The organism is Paenibacillus sp. IITD108, from assembly GCF_036541265.1.
Classification (GTDB): domain Bacteria; phylum Bacillota; class Bacilli; order Paenibacillales; family Paenibacillaceae; genus Pristimantibacillus.
In genome coordinates this window covers 132514-150033 of sequence record NZ_JAZHCT010000006.1, presented here as the reverse complement: position 1 = coordinate 150033, position 17520 = coordinate 132514, and the positions used below count along the sequence as shown (strand labels likewise).

General features: G+C 43.8%; 11 protein-coding genes. 8 read left to right on the top strand and 3 right to left on the bottom strand.

The window, feature by feature from the left end:
- Positions 1 to 83: 83 nt before the first annotated feature.
- Positions 84 to 905 (bottom strand): metallophosphoesterase family protein, encoded by an 822-nt coding sequence (locus V1L65_RS07335; RefSeq protein WP_331698457.1) that lies wholly within the window; start codon positions 903 to 905, stop codon positions 84 to 86.
- A gap of 270 nt (positions 906 to 1175) precedes the next feature.
- Here V1L65_RS07335 and V1L65_RS07330 point away from each other — a divergent pair, with 270 nt between their 5' ends.
- The 7 genes from V1L65_RS07330 to V1L65_RS07300 all read left to right on the top strand — a co-directional run bounded on the left by V1L65_RS07330 (position 1176) and on the right by V1L65_RS07300 (position 12410).
- Entirely contained in the window at positions 1176 to 2891 is a 1716-nt protein-coding gene (locus V1L65_RS07330; protein ID WP_331698456.1) for a sensor histidine kinase, read from the top strand.
- Complete coding sequence (locus V1L65_RS07325; RefSeq protein ID WP_331698455.1) at positions 2869 to 3615, top strand: response regulator transcription factor; 747 nt, start codon at positions 2869 to 2871, stop codon at positions 3613 to 3615. Before V1L65_RS07330 ends, V1L65_RS07325 begins: the two co-directional genes overlap by 23 nt.
- Positions 3616 to 3806: 191 nt before the next feature.
- On the top strand, positions 3807 to 4766 hold the full coding sequence (locus V1L65_RS07320) for an ABC transporter permease (protein ID WP_331698454.1): 960 nt from the start codon (positions 3807 to 3809) through the stop codon (positions 4764 to 4766).
- Between the two features lie 20 nt (positions 4767 to 4786).
- Positions 4787 to 5680: a carbohydrate ABC transporter permease gene (locus tag V1L65_RS07315; protein WP_331698453.1), complete on the top strand. Its 894-nt coding sequence runs from the start codon at positions 4787 to 4789 to the stop codon at positions 5678 to 5680.
- Positions 5681 to 5817: 137 nt separating this feature from the next.
- On the top strand, positions 5818 to 7533 hold the full coding sequence (locus V1L65_RS07310) for a hypothetical protein (protein WP_331698452.1): 1716 nt from the start codon (positions 5818 to 5820) through the stop codon (positions 7531 to 7533).
- Positions 7534 to 7633: 100 nt separating this feature from the next.
- Positions 7634 to 10855: a DUF4855 domain-containing protein gene (locus V1L65_RS07305; RefSeq protein WP_331698451.1), complete on the top strand. Its 3222-nt coding sequence runs from the start codon at positions 7634 to 7636 to the stop codon at positions 10853 to 10855.
- Between the two features lie 31 nt (positions 10856 to 10886).
- Positions 10887 to 12410 carry an S-layer homology domain-containing protein gene (locus V1L65_RS07300; RefSeq protein WP_331698450.1) on the top strand — a complete coding sequence of 508 codons (1524 nt, stop codon included), beginning with the start codon at positions 10887 to 10889 and terminating at the stop codon, positions 12408 to 12410.
- 88 nt (positions 12411 to 12498) lie between these two features.
- Here V1L65_RS07300 and V1L65_RS07295 read toward each other — a convergent pair whose 3' ends face one another.
- On the bottom strand, positions 12499 to 13452 hold the full coding sequence (locus V1L65_RS07295; protein ID WP_331698449.1) for a ComEC/Rec2 family competence protein: 954 nt from the start codon (positions 13450 to 13452) through the stop codon (positions 12499 to 12501).
- Between the two features lie 32 nt (positions 13453 to 13484).
- The gene (locus V1L65_RS07290) at positions 13485 to 14375 is read right to left on the bottom strand and encodes an AraC family transcriptional regulator (protein ID WP_331698448.1); all 891 of its coding nucleotides are present in this window, start codon (positions 14373 to 14375) and stop codon (positions 13485 to 13487) included.
- Between the two features lie 191 nt (positions 14376 to 14566).
- Here V1L65_RS07290 and V1L65_RS07285 point away from each other — a divergent pair, with 191 nt between their 5' ends.
- A complete protein-coding gene (locus tag V1L65_RS07285) occupies positions 14567 to 17467 on the top strand; it encodes a family 78 glycoside hydrolase catalytic domain (RefSeq protein WP_331698447.1) in 2901 nt (966 codons plus the stop codon).
- Positions 17468 to 17520: the final 53 nt, after the last annotated feature.

Below are 17520 nucleotides of genomic sequence, written 5' to 3'. Positions count from 1 at the left end.
TATGTTATATAAAAAATTATATAAATATCAAAAATCCAATATTGACGATAGAGCAAAATCTACATATATTAAGTGTAACCTGACTATTCATTTTCTTGAATATGGTAGTTATTAAAGTTAATAGTTTCTTGAAAATCGTCAAGCCATTTGCGATCTTTATGATTGATCAGACGAATTACAGCATAGTTCTCATACACATCAACCCAGCGAGATTGGGGTACCTCTTGATAAAGGCAACCACCTCCAATAAAAATAATACCTTCCTCTTTAATGAATTGATCATTTCTATCCATTCTGCAATGAGTATGACCTGAGAACAAAAGAACACCTGGATGTTTGCTGAAAATTTTGCGGAGTTCATTGGACTGCATGCAGGTATGGTCAGACTCGGCAACAGTTTTATTAACAGGATGGTGCAGAAATACAAATACAGGCTTTTTGTAGGAGAGTTTAAGTCTTTCTTGCAGCCAATTTAACTGAGCAGCAGAGATCCATCCGGCCTCATTGCCGCCTGTTGTGTAATTTTCAGTAGCTAAAAACAAAAAAGTAAAGCCATGAATAATTTTTTCGTAATAAATAGATGGACACCCTGTATAATCTAAAAAACGTTGATGGGCTATCTCATTAGTAAAACTGTGCTCTTCATAAATACCGTAGTATTCATGATTTCCCATCGTATAGAAGACAGGCATCTTGACTTGTTGCATAGTTGAAGCCGCTAGCTTGTAATCTCTTTCTTTGCCATTGGTTAAGTCGCCGTTGATCACTATGAAACTAGGCTTCAATGAGTTTACGAATTGAATTTCACGCTGTAGGAATGGAACCCATTCTACGGGGAGATCCGTATCTTTATAAGCCATGAAATGAAGATCGGAAAGCACAGAAAATGAAAATAGTGGTTTCATAGATTAGGTCTCTCCTTAGAGAAAAATCGTAGTTAATTTATTAACTACATAATAATACAAATTAACCATTTAATACAATTATTTTTCTAGGGAAACTAGTTCATTTAGAGGTGAGTGGATGAAAGTAACAGGACTCCAACTACAAAAAAGATTCACGATCAGAAGAAAGATAGTTTCTTACGTATCTCTCGTATTAATTCCAGTTGTTTTTTTTTATTTATTTTTCTTCAACAGGCTCAGCAAATTTTAGAGGAAAAGGCAGGCGGGCAAATGAGCAAATCGCTCGAGCTGTCTATCTCCTGGTTGGATGAAACGTTGCTTGGCGCTGTAAGGCTGTCTGCCGTAATAGAGTCTGAGCCGCTGACTCGTAATTTTTTGCTCGATCATCAGCAGATTTCCTTAACTGAGCAAGACGCGCTTGATATTATGGCGTTTCAGAATCAGTTGGACAATATATTAAAAACTGAATCGCGCGCTACTTCGATATGGATTTATTTTCCCTATACAAATGAGGTTATATCTACAAGATTTGGTATTTATAAAGCAACCGATCATATCGCTTTGAATTGGATGCTGAAACAAAGCGATGAAGGCAGGTTCAAATATTGGATATATCCAGATGCCACTCATTCTATGCCTGCGGGTTCTTTATTGGACTTAACTCCTGCGCGCGAGAGCGGTAATCAGCAGATTACATTCGTACGCTCTGTGCCTGGAATAGGTATGCAACATATGCCTGTCATTATTGGAGTCGGGTATTTGGAATATACCATTCTTGATCTTCTGGGCGAAGCCGCAAAAAAAGCAGAATCATCTTTAATGCTTTTCAACGAGCATGGTAATGAGGTTTTGCGTACCGGCGATATGATAGGCAAATATTTAGGCATTAAGCCGAGTTTGTTAAATCAGCAGAAAGAAAATTATTATATTGATAAAGATTGGTTGGTTGCCCGTTCTCAGTCAAAGCTTACAGGCTGGTCTATAGTATCTGTTGCTCCATTGAAGGATTTTATGGGCGGATTGCAGCTGCTTAGCACGCTGACCTATGTTTACGGATTTATTGCCATTTTTTTAGCTCTATGGATGGGACATTTGCTTATTCAAAGCGTCCATGTTCCTCTAAAGCAGCTGCTCACGGAAATGAAAAAGGTTGAAGCAGGCGATTTGTCAGCTAGAGTAAAGTACGTCCAAACAGATGAATTCGGTGTAGTAGCCGAGGGGTTTAATCAAATGGTCGAGACGCAGGATCAATTGATTCGGACGGGATATCAGGAACGTATCGCTAGACAGCAAGCGGAGCTAAGTTACTTAACGAACCAAATAAATCCGCATTTTTTATACAATACGTTAGGCGCTTTATATTCTATGGCTAAACGTGTGGATAAACATTTAGCAAATTCCCTTATGGTCATGTCCAAACTATTTCGAGCCAGCCTGAATCAGGGGGAAAACACAAGATCCGTCGTAGAAACAATCGAGCATATTGCCCACTACATACATCTTTTAAATATTCGCACGCCAGACAAATATCATTTGGACGTTTATATGGAGCCAGGCTCTGAGCAATTTCAAATTCCTTCGCTAATTGTACAGCCCATTGTTGAAAATGCGGTCAAGCATGGACTGGAAACAATTTCACGACAAGGCGTTATAAGAATAAATTTCACACTTCTCAGGTCCAATCTTCTTATAAGCATATCTGATAATGGGGTTGGCATGTCGGATGACCAGCTTAACAAGCTGCGGCAATTTATACAAAACTTTCATGCGATGGAGGGGTTATACAACGATTTAGGCGCAAAGGAAGCCAAGGACGGCTTTGAAGGCTCCGGCTATGCATTGAAAAATATTTACCGCAGGCTGCAATTGAAGTACGGACAAAATTTTGTTTTTTCTATTGAAAGCTCGGAAGGTAAAGGCACACATATTACGATACGAATACCTAAGGGGGATGGCAATAACGATGAAGCTTCTTATCGCGGATGACGAGCAGTATGTAAGAGATTCGCTTACCACAGATATAGATTGGAATAAATACGGCATTCATCTGGAGGGGGTTGCCATTGATGGCAGAGAAGCTTTCGAGATGGCTTTGCGCCTTCGTCCAGATGTATTGCTCACGGATATTCGAATGCCTTATATGGACGGACTGGAGCTTATTAAGCAGCTAAAAATGGAATTGCCCCAATTAAAAGCCATATTGCTCACAGGTTGGAGCGATTTTGAATATGCCCGAAAAGGATTGCAGCTAGGTGTTGCCAATTACTTAATAAAGCCGAGTCCGGATGAGGAAATTATTGATGCGCTTCTTGTCGTCGCAGAGGAGCTAGGTTTTCGGAAATCGGAAAAAAAGCAAACAGAGTTGACGGAGCAGGGTCAATTGAAGTCCAAAAAAAGAACAATAAAGCTGGCTTGCGAATATGTGCATAAAGACTTGAGCATTGCAGTTACGCTCACAGAAACTGCTGAAGCGGTTAATATGAATCCTTCTGCCTTCAGCAGACTGTTCAAGCAGGAAATGGGCTGCTCTTTTTCTGAATTCGTAACCTCCGCTAGAATGAATAAAGCTAAAAAGCTATTAGTAGACAGCTATTTAAGAATAAATGAAATTTCCCAGCAGGTAGGCTACATGAGTGATAGCCATTTTGTTCAAGTATTTGGCGATTTTACAGGAATGACGCCGGGCAAGTTTAGAGAAATAAACGGATAGCGGGATAATGCTGCTACATCATATTTACGCAGGCCACGCATATAAAGTGTGCCTGCTGTTTTTGTGTTCAACTGGTGCTGCAATTGTCGTTTTCTCTTATGTAAAAATACGATACAAATGCAATATGTTCTGCATATTCAGCATTTGGTCAGGATGCTATTATAAAACTGTATAAAACCAGAGGTGAGATAATGAAAATTACTGCAGCTAATTTGAATGCGCATACAAGCGTTGAAAGCAAGAAGTCTTACATGGTTGTGTGGAAGAAAATTTGGAAGTTTCGTTGGCATTATTTCATGCTGCTGCCAGGTGTCGTTGTAGTTTTTTTATTTAGCTACTTACCGCTTGCCGGGATTCAAATTGCATTTCGTGATTACAATATTTTTGCTGGTTTGTGGAAAAGTCCTTGGGTTGGATTGGAGCATTTTTCTTTTATAACGGATAAAGATTTTTGGAAGGTGTTCGAAAATACGATATGGATTACGGCGCTCAAGTTTATATTCGGCTTCCCTGCTCCCATATTGCTGGCGATCATGCTTAACGAGGTACGCAATCAGCGCTTCAAAAGAATTATACAATCGCTTACTTATATGCCCCATTTTGTATCGTGGATTATCGTTGCTTATATTATCGAAATTTTACTCGCAGAATCGAATGGTCTTGTCAATAACATTCTAGCATCGTTTGGGCTGGACAGAGTATATTTCATGGGCAAGGAAGATTGGTTCCGGCCTCTCATCGTAGTGTCATCGATTTGGAAGGAAGTGGGATGGGGATCAATTATATTCCTCGCAGCCATTGCAGGTATTGATCCGCAATTATATGATGCAGCAAAAGTAGATGGAGCTAGCAAATGGAGGCAAATGTGGAACGTTACGCTTCCGTGCATGCTACCGACGATTTCCATAATGCTTATTCTAACTATTCCTAATCTGTTAAATGCAGGATTTGATCAAATTTACCCATTGCAAAACCCTGTGAATATGCCGGTATCAGAAGTGGTGGACACTTACGTCGTTAGAACCGGGCTCAATCTTGGTTATTACGGACCTGCTGCTGCGATTGGGCTGTCAACGGGAATTATTCAACTATTACTCGTTATCGGTGCAAACAGTCTGTCACGCCGTTTTGGCGGATCTAGATTGTTCTAAGGAAGGAGGCCTACGCTTCAATGAAAATGACACTCGGCGAAAGAAGCTATCAGCTACTCAATAACATTTTAATAACCTTGCTGGCTGCAACCGCGCTTTATCCGTTTATATACATGACGGCTTTGGCGCTTAATGAAGGGCTGGACTCTATAAAGGGCGGCATTTATTTTTGGCCCAGACAGTTTACTTGGGTTAATGTGATGACTGTGCTCACAAATCCTTTAGTCCAGGACGCGTTTTGGATCTCTATAATGAGAACGGTGTTTGGTACAGCACTCGGTGTAGTCGTTACGGGATTTGCCGCGTATGCGCTGTCATTTCGGCTGCTGCCGGGACGCAAAGCGCTAAGCATTTACTTTTTAATTCCGATGCTCTTTTCGGGAGGGCTAATTCCTTACTACATTGTATTGCGAGATTTGCACCTAATAAATACGTTTTGGGTGTACATCATCCCGACAGCTCTAAGTGTATGGAACCTAATTGTAATGAGATCCTTTTTTGAGAATATTCCCGAGGCGCTTACTGAAGCAGCTGAAATCGACGGCGCTAACGCCCTAACAATATTTTGGAGGGTTGTCATCCCGACCTCTATGCCTATGCTTGCCGCCATCACGCTCTTTACTGCTGTGGCGCATTGGAACAGCTGGTTTGATGGCGCCTTTTATGTGAACCAGCTAGAGCTGAAACCGCTGCAAACCTTTCTGCAGTCGATGCTAGTCAATGCGGAAGCAGCTGAAAATCTGCGCGGCGGAAACAATGCGGCGGCATTAACAGAAGCAGCGAGCAGAGCTGTAACGCCAACCTCTTTGCGCATGGCAGTAGTTGTACTGGGCACGATTCCAGTGCTGCTCATTTATCCGTTTTTGCAAAAATATTTCGTGCAGGGCGTACTAATCGGCAGTGTTAAAGGTTGAGAGGTTCAAGTATTAGCGGGTAGAAACATTATGGTTTTAGCTTTTCTGTGAGCGGGATTGGTCCATTTATCGGCCGAAAGGGCCCGAAGCCGATAAAAGGTTCAATATAAAAAAACACTTAAAGGGGTTTGAGCGCATTGAACAAGAGGAAATTAGCTAGCTTGATTGTAATCGTTACTCTGCTTTTCTTGTCTGCCTGCACTAGCAAATCGGGCGATGGAAGCACGAATAGCAGTCCAAGTTCAAGTCCAAGTCAATCGGCTGCAACCTCAAAGCCTAGCGATAAGCCGAAGGAAATGAAAAATATTACGGTGCACGTAGGTATTAACTGGATTCCGCCGGTGAAAAACGATGGAATTTTCGATAAGCTGCGCGCAGAGGCATCCGGAGTCAACGTAAAGTGGACCTATGAAACCGGAGACAACGAGGATACGGGCAGAAGGTTGAAGCTGACTGGCCGTGATATTCCAGACGTATGGGCATTTTATGGACCTAATGGCCCTGCTCAAACCGACTTCTTGAATGCAGACGTGGTAGTGCCAATTGAAGAGTATTTAAATATGCCTGAAAAATATCCAAATTTAAACCGAATTCCTCAAGCGATTAAAGATTATTCCGTTGCCGAGGACGGCCATACTTATTTCATTCCACTGTTTATTGATATTGAAGGAAGCGAAACGACAAGAATTGAGGATGGTTTCTGGGCTTGGGGTCAGCAGGGCATTTTCGTTCGCACGGATATTTTGGAGCAGACTGGCTCAACGAAGGAAAGCCTAGCAACAATGGAAGGATTTGAGGCGTTTCTGAGCGAAGCGGCCAAATTGAAGGATCAGAACAGCAACCCGCTTATTCCTTTAACGATGGGTGACAACTTTAAAGGCTGGAGATCTATAGCAGCTGCTTTTGGCATCGACACCGCTCAGGAAGCAAGCGGAATGTCTCCTGACGGCAATGGTGGATTCATTGCGGCGCGCGATCATGATAATTATAAGGCTACTTGGGCATGGCTTAACAAAATGTATCAGGCCGGTTTGCTCGATAAGGAAGCGCCGACGCATAAGAAGGAACTCTATTTGCAGAAGCTGACGACTGGCCGGGCTGCAGCCTATATCGGTTCGATGTCTGATATCGCCGAGAATGGCTGGGCGCCTTTGCAGGACAAATCTGATGTGACAGCTACATTCGAAGCGATTCCTTTCCCTAAAGTAGATGGAGTCAGTCAATTAGGTGCGATTGAATCAACAAATCCGCTTCCTTGGACGGGTGCTTACGTGATGAAAGGCGAGAATATCGAGGCTTCTCTGCAATTCCTTGATTGGACGATAGGCAACAATGTTATGACAGTTGATTATGGTCCCCCTGGTGAAGCCCCCAAGTATGTATGGAATTACATTGACGATACCAAAACGATTTGGAGATTTAATGAAGAGTTCAAAACTGATCTGTCTAGCGGCGACAATAATTTGCTGCAAAAGTACGGCCTTCAGCCGTGGTTCCTGGCCAATACGACCGTCCCTGACGTGGATACAAATGAAGACACTGTAAAGAAAGTTAAATATGAACTGCAAAAGAAAAGCGGTATGCTGCTCGCTGGTCAAGGCACAAAGCGAGCGGGTCACAACTATGACTCAGTGCCGGTGCTGCAGGGAGGCACTATAGAAAAATACAAACCACAAATTGATGCTATTGAGATAGAATATCGCGCTAAAATGCTTCTCGCTGAATCATCAGACAAGTTTGAAGCGGCTTGGAAAGATTATCGCGATGATCTGGAGAAAAAGGGCAAGTGGACGGAGTATAAGGCAGAATGGCATAAGCAGTATGAAAAGTTCAAAGAAAAGGTTAAATATTAATTAGCACTTTGAAGCTATGGGCTGTCCGAATTGCAATAGGATGCGCGGATAGCCCCCCATCCGAATTATTTTATTTTGATAATGTGATTGGAGGTATATGATGGAAAGAAGATCTAAGCTTATTCAATCATTGCTTGCCGTAATTATGGCACTGGGGCTGATTGCGCCTCAGGTTCAAGCAGAGCAATCTCCTCCTGCTGCTGCTGTTGCTGCAGCATCTAAGCAGCTCTTTTCAATCGTTCCAACTGCAGTTTCTGATCATCTTCTAAAAGTTGAAAAACCTCTGTTTACTAATTATGAGGGAGAACGAATTCACGAGCTTTCTACGAACGGTTTCATTCGCGCAAATGTTACGGTAAAAAATGAGTCGGCATCTGCCATTCAAGCTACGATGATTGTTGCTTTGTTCAACGCGGGCAACATTATGGAAAATGTGGCTTTTATCGATAAGCACATAAGCGCAGATTCGGAGGAAGTTTTCAATGCAGGGTTCAAGCTGCCGCCTGTAGTAACAGGAAAATATGTGAAGGTATTCGTCTGGGACAGCTTTACGAGAATGCAGCCGCTCTCCAACTCGTACCGCTTCCCGGCTTTGGATGACGAATATGAAAATCTGGCGCTGGGCTTGCCGTATACCGTAACCCAATCGTTCCCTGACCGGGATGTTATGGCTTACGAATTACGGACAGCCAGGGACAACGGTACAGATTATGAGCTGACTGACGGTAAGACGGCTGTTATTACTGAAGTGAGCGCGTTCCAGGACAAAAACTGGACAGGATTTGGCCGGCAAGTAAGCCGATCTGTTGTCCTGGATTTAGGTGAGACTAAATACGTAGATTCTGTTATTGGCGGATTTCTGCAAGAAAGATTGGCTGCCGTTGAGCTGCCCCGCTATATTAATTTCGCGCTGTCCAACGATAATGTCAATTGGTATAGTGCCGGACAACTAAAGCCGGAATATTCCAACAGTCAGGCTGCGTCGCGTCAAGAGCTTGCCCAGACAGGCATTAATGTTGCAGCGCGTTATGTGAAAGTAGAGTTCGAAGTCGGAATGTTTACTTTCGTCGATGAAATTCAAGTGCTCGGCAGGGACGCTAAGCCGTCCGACCGGTCTGTAGACGTGCTTCCGGCCGAAGTCGCGCCTGTTGATGCGGCTCCGCCAACGCTTGCAGAGTCAGGCGGCGTGAAAAATATGTATCTTGTATACTATTATCCTGCGGACGGATCGAATAGTGCACTCGGCAGGTGGGTGAAGGACGATTTCAAATCGGTTATTGCCCATACAGATACCGATGGCAACAGAACAGGATGGTTGTTTGATACGATGCTGTTCACACAAGGCGGAAGCGTGTTTAATGATTACACTACGAAAGACAAGTGGCAAATGTTTTTGGATGAAATGTTTAAGGAAGGTCAGCATATTGGAGCATTGAATGCTGCGACAGAGGAAGCGAAGGAGGAGCTAGATGATCCGGAATACAAGACGAAAGTCGTTATATCGGTACCATTCCCGAATCCTGAGTCTACAGTCGATTGGGGAGTATTAAACGAAGAAACGATTAATTTCGGAATCCGAAATGGGGAAGAAGCTTCGTTCGAAGCGAGAACAAAAGCAATCGACTGGTACATTGATACCGCTATGGAGCTGTTCGACGAGAAGGGCTATGAGCATCTGGAGCTTGCAGGCTTCTATTGGCTGCGGGAGGAAGTGCCGTTTAGGACAACTAATGAAGAAGACCTCATCAAGCACACATCAAATAAAATTCATAGCTTGGAAAAAAAGTTTTACTGGATTCCGTTCTTCCAATCCAACGGCATTACAATTTGGAAAGATCTGGGCTTCGATGCCGTTATGATGCAGCCGAACTATTTCTTCAGCTCCGCCTACGGTCCGAACTCGAAAGCGGCGACCGTGGATCTAAGCCGTCTTCAAACGACAGTTGCCACTGCTAAACGCTTTGGAATGGGAGTCGAGGTAGAAGGGGATTACCATATTACCTGGTCTGGCTGGGCTACAGATTATGACGGACAGCTGTATAATGGCGATTACTCGATTCGTAAGTACTATGCTTATTTGAATGAACTTGTCCGCTCTCAACTGAACGAAACGATTACAGGCTATTACGTCGGGGCGCGTACAGTGCTAAGAGATATCTACAACAGCTCGAAGCCTAAAGTACGAGCGGTATATGACGATACAGCCAAATTCATTAACGGCGTCTATGAAAAAATTCCGATCGATGAAACGGAAATTCCGCTCCCGGTTGGAGATACATGGGATAATCCGGTCAATGTAGACGCTGTCGAAGGAGATATTTATATATCTGCTGACAATGTGTCCTCCAGGGTGTGGATCAAGTTCCCAATTAAAGCAGGAGAAGATTGGGTGGTTACCCTTACTCCGCTTAATGGTTCGAAATTTGATATGGAAACACGTCATTGGGCGTCAACTCAAACTCCTCACAGTGGGTTCTCCTATGGCAAATCAGCAGACGTGCAATCCATGCTGGTAAGCAATCCCGGCCATTCGGATACGCATATTATGCTTCGTGTATTCCCGAATGACGGCTCAAGCGGTAAATTTAAAGTCTCGCTCAGCAAGCCGGTAAAAGACGGGACATCTATGATGAATGCCATCGATTTGCCGAATGCGAGTCAGCTTGCAGGTACAGCTGCGGGAGCAGGTAAAGAAACATGGTATAAAGTTACGGGCCTAAGCAGCTATGAGCTTCATTTGGTATCAGCAGCGGGATCGGACTTTAACTTTGCTTGGTATTGGGATGCGAATAGCGGTACGCCAAGAGGCAGCTCTAATCTTGGACCAGGCCAAGCCGACAAGCTTACATTCAACAACCAATACGCTCCTTCATTTGTATATTATTTGAAAGTAACAGCAGCAACAGCTGGCAGCTATACGCTGTATAACGGCATTACTCCGCCTGATGTACAGCCGATACGCGGCAATACTTACGCGAATGCAATCGAGTTAAACGCAAATGAGGGAGTCGTATACAATTCGGCGACATTAAGTGAAGCGGTGTTGAGTGGTGCAGCAAAATGGCTGAAATTCCCTGTTGCTACCGGAGAAGAATGGGAAATTACAATAACTCCGGCGGCTGGCTCTGAGGTAGCGATGGAAACGCGCTGGGTAGAAGGACCTGCACTGAAATACACTTATTCCTATCAGTCAAAAGAAACGCAGCCGAAATCGCTAACGATTAAAAATGACGACGATTTACAAAAGTTTGCGTATATCCGGACTTTAGCGCAGCAAACAGGCGGTCATTATACCATTTCCCTTCGTAAGCTGGAATCATAAGGGAAAAGCGGGGAAAGCGAGGATCATCCCATTGAGAAAAATAGCGATACTTATTTTGCTCATTATGCTATCCAGCGGCTCCACTGGCGTTTGGGCCGCTTCGTCTACAGTAACGATTACGGCAACCGCAAAAGTGGATGCTAATAGGCAGGTTATCATTGAAGGAGCTATATCATCTGGCACGAAAAAGCAAGTAACGCTTCGTGTAATGGATGCTAAAGGGGAGCTTGAACATTTGGATCAAGCCTCCTCGGATGAAGCGGGCAAATTTTCGTTCCGGTATACGTTATCAAAGGATGTTACAGCAACCTACAACGCCTTCATCGGCGGCGATGGAGTAACCGAACTGAAACTATTGACTTTTACGTATACAAAAAATACAAATCTAAATCCTAATCCGCCGGCTGGCGACGGATCTTCCGAAGCGGACAATGCGTTTATCATAACGGAAGAGCAGCTTAAAAATGCACGGAATGGTATGGGGAGTTTGGCTGTCATAACGGTACCAGATGGAAAGGATGAATTAATTGTCCCGATTAATTCTGGCGATCTGCTTGGCTCAGCTAAGCTGAAAATTGTTATATCGGGACTTACATTGACGATCGATTCTGCCGTATTAAAGCAGCTGCAGCAGCTGCCTAAGGCGGACAGCGGCATTAATATTTCTTTGAAAGTTAAGCCTTTGGATGAAAAGGAAACATCAAAGCTGCTTGTCGGCCATTCATCCAAAGGGCTAAATTTGCAAGCTGCTGGTCCAGTTGCAGAGCTTTCTCTCGTTGTAAAAACGGTAGATGGCGAGCTTAACTTAAATAAGTTTGATAAGCCGATACTCGTTCAGCTTCCTTATGGGACTGCGAGTATAGATGCAAGCTTGCTAGGAGTGTACTACTACAATTCAAACACAAAGAGCTGGGAATACAAAGGTGGGAAATTGAGTAAGAGTACAAAACTGATTAATGTGGAGCTGACTCAATTTAGCACCTATGCCGTTTTGTCTTACTTGAAATCCTACTCTGATGTGCCGGCAAGTCATTGGGCGCATGAAGCTATTACAAAGTTATCTGCCAAGCATGTGGTGAAAGGGGTTAGCGACACGACCTTCTCGCCAGGTAAGGCAATTACGCGTGCAGAATTCACGGCGTTATTGACTAGAGCACTCGGTCTATCGGCAAGCAAAGATGCGCGCTTCAAAGATGTGCCAGCCGGCAGCTGGTATTCGGAAGCTGTGAATGCTGCATATGAAGCAGGCATTGTTAAAGGAATGTCGGCTGAGCTTTTTGGACCAGAGAAGCTAATACAACGCGAGGAAATGGCAGTTATGCTCGCCCGGGCAAATGACATGATTCAAGCTGTCGAAAAGGTCGAAACGATAGAAATAGAATACTCTGATAGTGATGAGATCGCTTCTTGGGCGATATCATCAGTGCAAGTATTAAGGAAGTCCGGTCTTATGCAAGGAGTACTGAACAATTTGTTTCTGCCTAAAAAGACAGCAACTCGTGCTGAGGCAGCACAAGCTATTAGCAATCTATTGAATATGTCGGATAGTCTGTAGTGGGTTAGTAAACGGGCATATGATGCTATTTACTCCACAACCTCAATCGGTTGTGGAGTTTCTCTATGGCTAGGATGCTTGCGATTCATTATAAAACAATAACATATTCCTCGTTGCAGTCGCTTCTGGTCACCCTGCAATGTACGACAGCTCCATCCGTTATTACCTCACTTCGCAGAGCAAAATCTTCACGAAGTATAATGGCACCATTTCGAGTATAAGCATGTAAGTTTTCAATGAAGGCAGGGCGGTAATCAACCACTGTATAATTGCATGGAATAAGGACAATTTTGCTATTATTGGCTGCGATAAAATCTCGATTAGTAGCCTCATCTCCGCCATGATGGGAGGCTTTAAGAAGAACAACGTCATCAATCCATTTTTTGTATTCGGATTTCATAATAAGCTCCGCCTGCGCTGCTCCGCAATCACCTGTAAACAATGCGCTGAATTTGCCAAAGTCCAATCGAAAAACGATACTCACATCGTTTAAGTTAGTCGGCTCATGCAAGAGTGATTTATCGGGAAGCGCAATTAATGTGAGCTGCAAGGAGCGAGTAATCGTTTGTCCTATTCCTAACTGGTCAGCTTCAGGAATAATGATTTCGCCTATTGCTTTTTTTGCATCGTTCAACACTTTTTTAAATTGGAGCCACTGTGCATAATTGAGATCATCAGGTCCACGATCAATAAACCGATCTGCGATAGGAGCGTATATGAAGCTGCCGATCGTAAGTTTGCCGCTCACAAGTAAATCAATCATCCCACCGAAGTGATCAAGATGCGGATGAGTAAGAATAACGATATCCAAATGATGAATATTATTGCTGAGCAAGTAGGGCAAAATGATTTCTTTTCCATGACCCTTTTTGCCGCCATCGATAAGCATATACAAGGTTTTATTATTCTCTTGAATAGTTATCAAATAGCTGTCAGCCGGCTGGCCATGCGGCAACCCAAGCTGACAACTTTCCCATGTATTTAACCCAAAGGAATGGATGCTTAAGCTGTTAGCACTTTTATTTAATTTCACACTTTCCATCGTCCTAATCTCCTTAGTATAATTTATCCTCGTCAGTCATGGTCATAGGGCTGCATCGCATGAAGCCGATATTGCGCTGGTGTCCGGTTCATCTGTTCCTTGAAAGCGCGATGAAACCGTTTTGGATCGTTAATACCGACCATGGATGCAATATCAACAATAGTAAAGTGTGAATAGTCAGGATTCAAGAGCAGCTCACTGCTTTTTTTAATACGTTCTCGAATGATAAGCATTGAAGGAGAATATCCGGTTGATTGCGTAATAATGCGATGGAGCTGCCGCTGGCTAAGTCCAATATGATCGGATATGCGTGATAATGTTATTTTTTCATGGAGATGCTCACGAATAAAGAAATAGATATTTTCAATCTGCTGTTCATTGCGATTGAGATCGGGAGCTTTGGTTTCAAGGGCTCGTTCCAAATGAATAAGCAACTGAAGAAGCAAACCCAATAGCATCGTCTCATAGCCTTGCCGCTTCTGATTGAATTCCCGGTGCAGCGATTCAAAAAGTAAATGAAATTCCTGCTGCTGCTCCTTGCCCTGCAGCCATTGCTCGGTTTGTCCATTCATGTGCTTAAACCAGTACAAGCCGTATTCCTTTGGAAGCTGTTCAGTCAAAAAACGGAAAATGCGTTTATCAAAAATGCAGTTGCCTATGATCAGCTTGTTTTTGGAATGTGTTGTAGTGGGGCGAAAAATATGCGATACGCCGATCGGAATAAAAAAGATGTCTCCCTTTGATACACGAACAGTCTCGTCCCCAATATAGTGAAAGCCACTTCCTTCCCAGACATAGCATATTTCAATAAAATCATGTACATGCTTGGGCAAATCGAACAGCTCATTTACACGGTTAACGTATAAGGATAGCCCTCCGGTAAAAAACTCCTCGCCTTTCTCGACCATATAGTTTTTTTTCATCGTTGAGCCTACTTTCTTGTTCAAACTTATTTTTTGAATTATCGAAGAAACCGTACGTCTTTAAAGGACGAGTGTGCCGTTCTTTCTTGTAGTCATAATAAGCCTATATGGGGGCTTAATCAACCTACAAAATTTACGAATTCATAGCTTATAATACTAATAAATTTATTTGGGAAGAGGGTAAGGGAGAAATGAGCAATCAGGATTGGCAAGCAAGCTGGATATGGGGAGCGGGAGAGGAAAGCCCGCGGAATGAGTGGCGTTGCTTTAGAAAATCTTTCTATATCGGCGAGAAAGACATAGAATCCGGAAGTCTGAGGATTACTGCTGACTCTAGATATGTATTATTTGTCAATGGCAAGCAGCTAGGAAGAGGGCCTGTTCGGTCATGGCCAGCAGAACTGTCCTATGATACGTATGACATCAAGCATTTGCTGAAGGCGGGACAAGAAAATACAATCGCCGTGCTAGTGCTGCATTTTGGCGTTTCCACCTTTTATTATGTGCGAGGCAAAGGCGGATTGCTTCTTGAGCTGCAATATAATAATCAGCTTATTGGAACAGATAACAGCTGGAAAACCTCTGTCCATCTTGGTCAGCAGCCGCGTGCCCCAAGAATGTCCTGCCAGCAAGCCTTTTCTGAATATATCGATGCTAGGCATTGGACAGCAGAATGGGCAGAGCCATCCTTTTCGGTGGATGGGTGGAGCGATGCAATCGTTCTGGGAGCCGCCGGTATAGAGCCATGGTCGTCACTAGTACCGCGTGATATTCCGATGCTGACCGAAGAAGTGGTTTATCCAGCTCGAATTGAATCGCTTGCTAAGCTTAAAACCTTTTCACTTTCAACAGCGGTTGATGTGCGCAATTCTCTAGTTATCGGCAGCGAGGATCATGCTAATGTGCTGCAATTTGTTGGATATGTGGCTGCGGGACTATCAGTCAGCAAATCCAGTAAAATTACTTTAGGCTTTCTTGCATGCGGCGAATGTTTGAAGAGTTTATCTATTAATGGAGAAATCTTTGGCGAGGAAAGTTTTTACGGCAATGCGCCCGAGAAGTATTTGGATGTAGAGTTGCAAGCTGGCGAGCATTTTATTCTGATAGACGTATCGGGCACTGTTCATACAGGCAAGCTTCAAATTGGCGCTTATAGCGACAACGGAGCAGAGCTTGCCTTTGTTAATCTATTTGGCGAACAAGCTGAAGCGGCCGAGAGCGCCTTTTATACGGTAGGCCCCTTCGACGAGGTTATGCTGATCGATCATCAATACAATCGTCCGCTAAACGTGAATCACCCTATATATATGGAACTGATGACGAAGGTAACATCTGCAAGGGAGCTTGCCGAATATGGCAGTTGGCTGCGTCCAATCAATCCGAAGTATGTGTCTGAGGCTGATGTATTCAGTCTTTGTGTATGGCGCAAAGAAAATGAATTCTACGTCGTGCCGGAGCAATTGCAGCAAGCTATCATTCCAAACCTTGAAGCAGGCGTTATTCCTCTGTTTGAAGGATATGATAGTGAGATAGTTATTGACTTTGGCAAGGAATATTCCGGGTATTTGCGCTTTGATATTGAGGCAGAGGCTGGCACTATTCTCGATTGGTATGGCTATGAATATATGCGTGATGATTATCGACAGGATATGTTCGGGCTCGATCACACTATTCGTTACGTAGCTTCAGAAGGTCGTCAAAGCTATGAAACACCGATTCGCCGCGGCTTCCGTTACCTGGCACTTAATGTTCGTGAGGCGAAATCACCTGTTAAAATTTATGGCGTGGAGATGGTGCAAAGCAACTATCCGATTGCAGAGGTTGGCAGATTCGAATGCTCGGACGGTAGGCTGAATGATATTTGGGAAATCGCCAAGCATACGACAAAGCTGTGCATGGAGGATACGTTTGTAGATTGTCCAGCCTTTGAGCAGGTGTTCTGGGTGGGGGACAGCCGCAATGAAGGTCTTGTAAGCAATTATTTATTTGGCGCGCAGGATATAATCAAACGCTGTCTGCGGCTAGTTCCAGGCTCCAAGGATCAAACTCCACTTTATATGGATCAGGTGCCTAGCGGTTGGAGCAGCGTTATCCCGAATTGGACCTTCTTCTGGGCGATTGCATGCTATGAATATTACGAGCAATCGGGTGACAAGTCATTTGCCAAGGAAATGTATGAGCATATTCGCTTTACGCTGCGTCATTATCTACTCAAGATAGATGCATCAGGACTATTTAATGTGAAGGGCTGGAATCTGCTAGACTGGTCGCCTATTGATCAGCCGAATGACGGTATCGTTACGCATCAAAATATGTTTCTGGCGCGTACGCTCGAGATGGCTTCCAGTATGGGGACACTTGTAGGAGAAACTGTGGACAGTGAGCTATTCCAAGAGGCAGCTGCTAAGCTTCGCCAAGCGATTAATGAGAAGCTGTGGAGTGAAGAGCAGCAAGCCTATATCGACTGTATTCATGCTGATGGAAGGCGCTCCAATGTTATTAGTGTACAAACGCAGGTTGTTGCGATTTTAACGGATACAGCACCGCTTGAGCGCAGGGAAGTGCTTAATCGATATTTGATTGACCCGCCTGCTCCATTTGTACAGATCGGCAGTCCGTTTATGTCTTTCTTTTATTACGAGGCGCTTAGTAAGATAAGCAGAGTAGATTTAATAGTAGACGATATTCGATTAAACTACGGTAATATGATCGATCATGGTGCAACTACGTGCTGGGAGCAGTATCCGAATTTCACGGAAAACCGCGCTAACCCTGATATGCTTTCCCGTTCGCATTGCCATGCTTGGTCATCCGCTCCAGCTTATTTCCTTAGTCGCGAACTGCTTGGCATTAAGTCGCTTTCTCCAGGCTGGACTAGTGTCGAGGTTAGGCCAGTTCCATGCGGGCTGAAGTGGGCTCGCGGCGGTGTGCCGCATCCAGGCGGAGGAAGAATTGATGTATCTTGGCAGGTAGAGGAAGAGCAGAAAAAAATTCAGATTCGGGTTGTACATCCGGAGCATGCTCAGGTAACTGTCGTGGTTCCGGAAGGCTATACAGCAAATATTGAGCAAAAATCATTGAAGTCTATATAAGTATAAGGAATACTTTTGTCAAAGAAATGTGAATGGTATTTGAAAAAAGCCTA

Coding starts and splice junctions, on each gene's coding strand:
- V1L65_RS07335 (WP_331698457.1), bottom strand. CDS start 905: ATGAAACCACTATTTTCATTTTCTGTGCTTTCCGATCTTCATTTCATG.
- V1L65_RS07330 (WP_331698456.1), top strand. CDS start 1,176: ATGAGCAAATCGCTCGAGCTGTCTATCTCCTGGTTGGATGAAACGTTG.
- V1L65_RS07325 (WP_331698455.1), top strand. CDS start 2,869: ATGAAGCTTCTTATCGCGGATGACGAGCAGTATGTAAGAGATTCGCTT.
- V1L65_RS07320 (WP_331698454.1), top strand. CDS start 3,807: ATGAAAATTACTGCAGCTAATTTGAATGCGCATACAAGCGTTGAAAGC.
- V1L65_RS07315 (WP_331698453.1), top strand. CDS start 4,787: ATGAAAATGACACTCGGCGAAAGAAGCTATCAGCTACTCAATAACATT.
- V1L65_RS07305 (WP_331698451.1), top strand. CDS start 7,634: ATGGAAAGAAGATCTAAGCTTATTCAATCATTGCTTGCCGTAATTATG.
- V1L65_RS07295 (WP_331698449.1), bottom strand. CDS start 13,452: ATGGAAAGTGTGAAATTAAATAAAAGTGCTAACAGCTTAAGCATCCAT.
- V1L65_RS07290 (WP_331698448.1), bottom strand. CDS start 14,375: ATGAAAAAAAACTATATGGTCGAGAAAGGCGAGGAGTTTTTTACCGGA.
- V1L65_RS07285 (WP_331698447.1), top strand. CDS start 14,567: ATGAGCAATCAGGATTGGCAAGCAAGCTGGATATGGGGAGCGGGAGAG.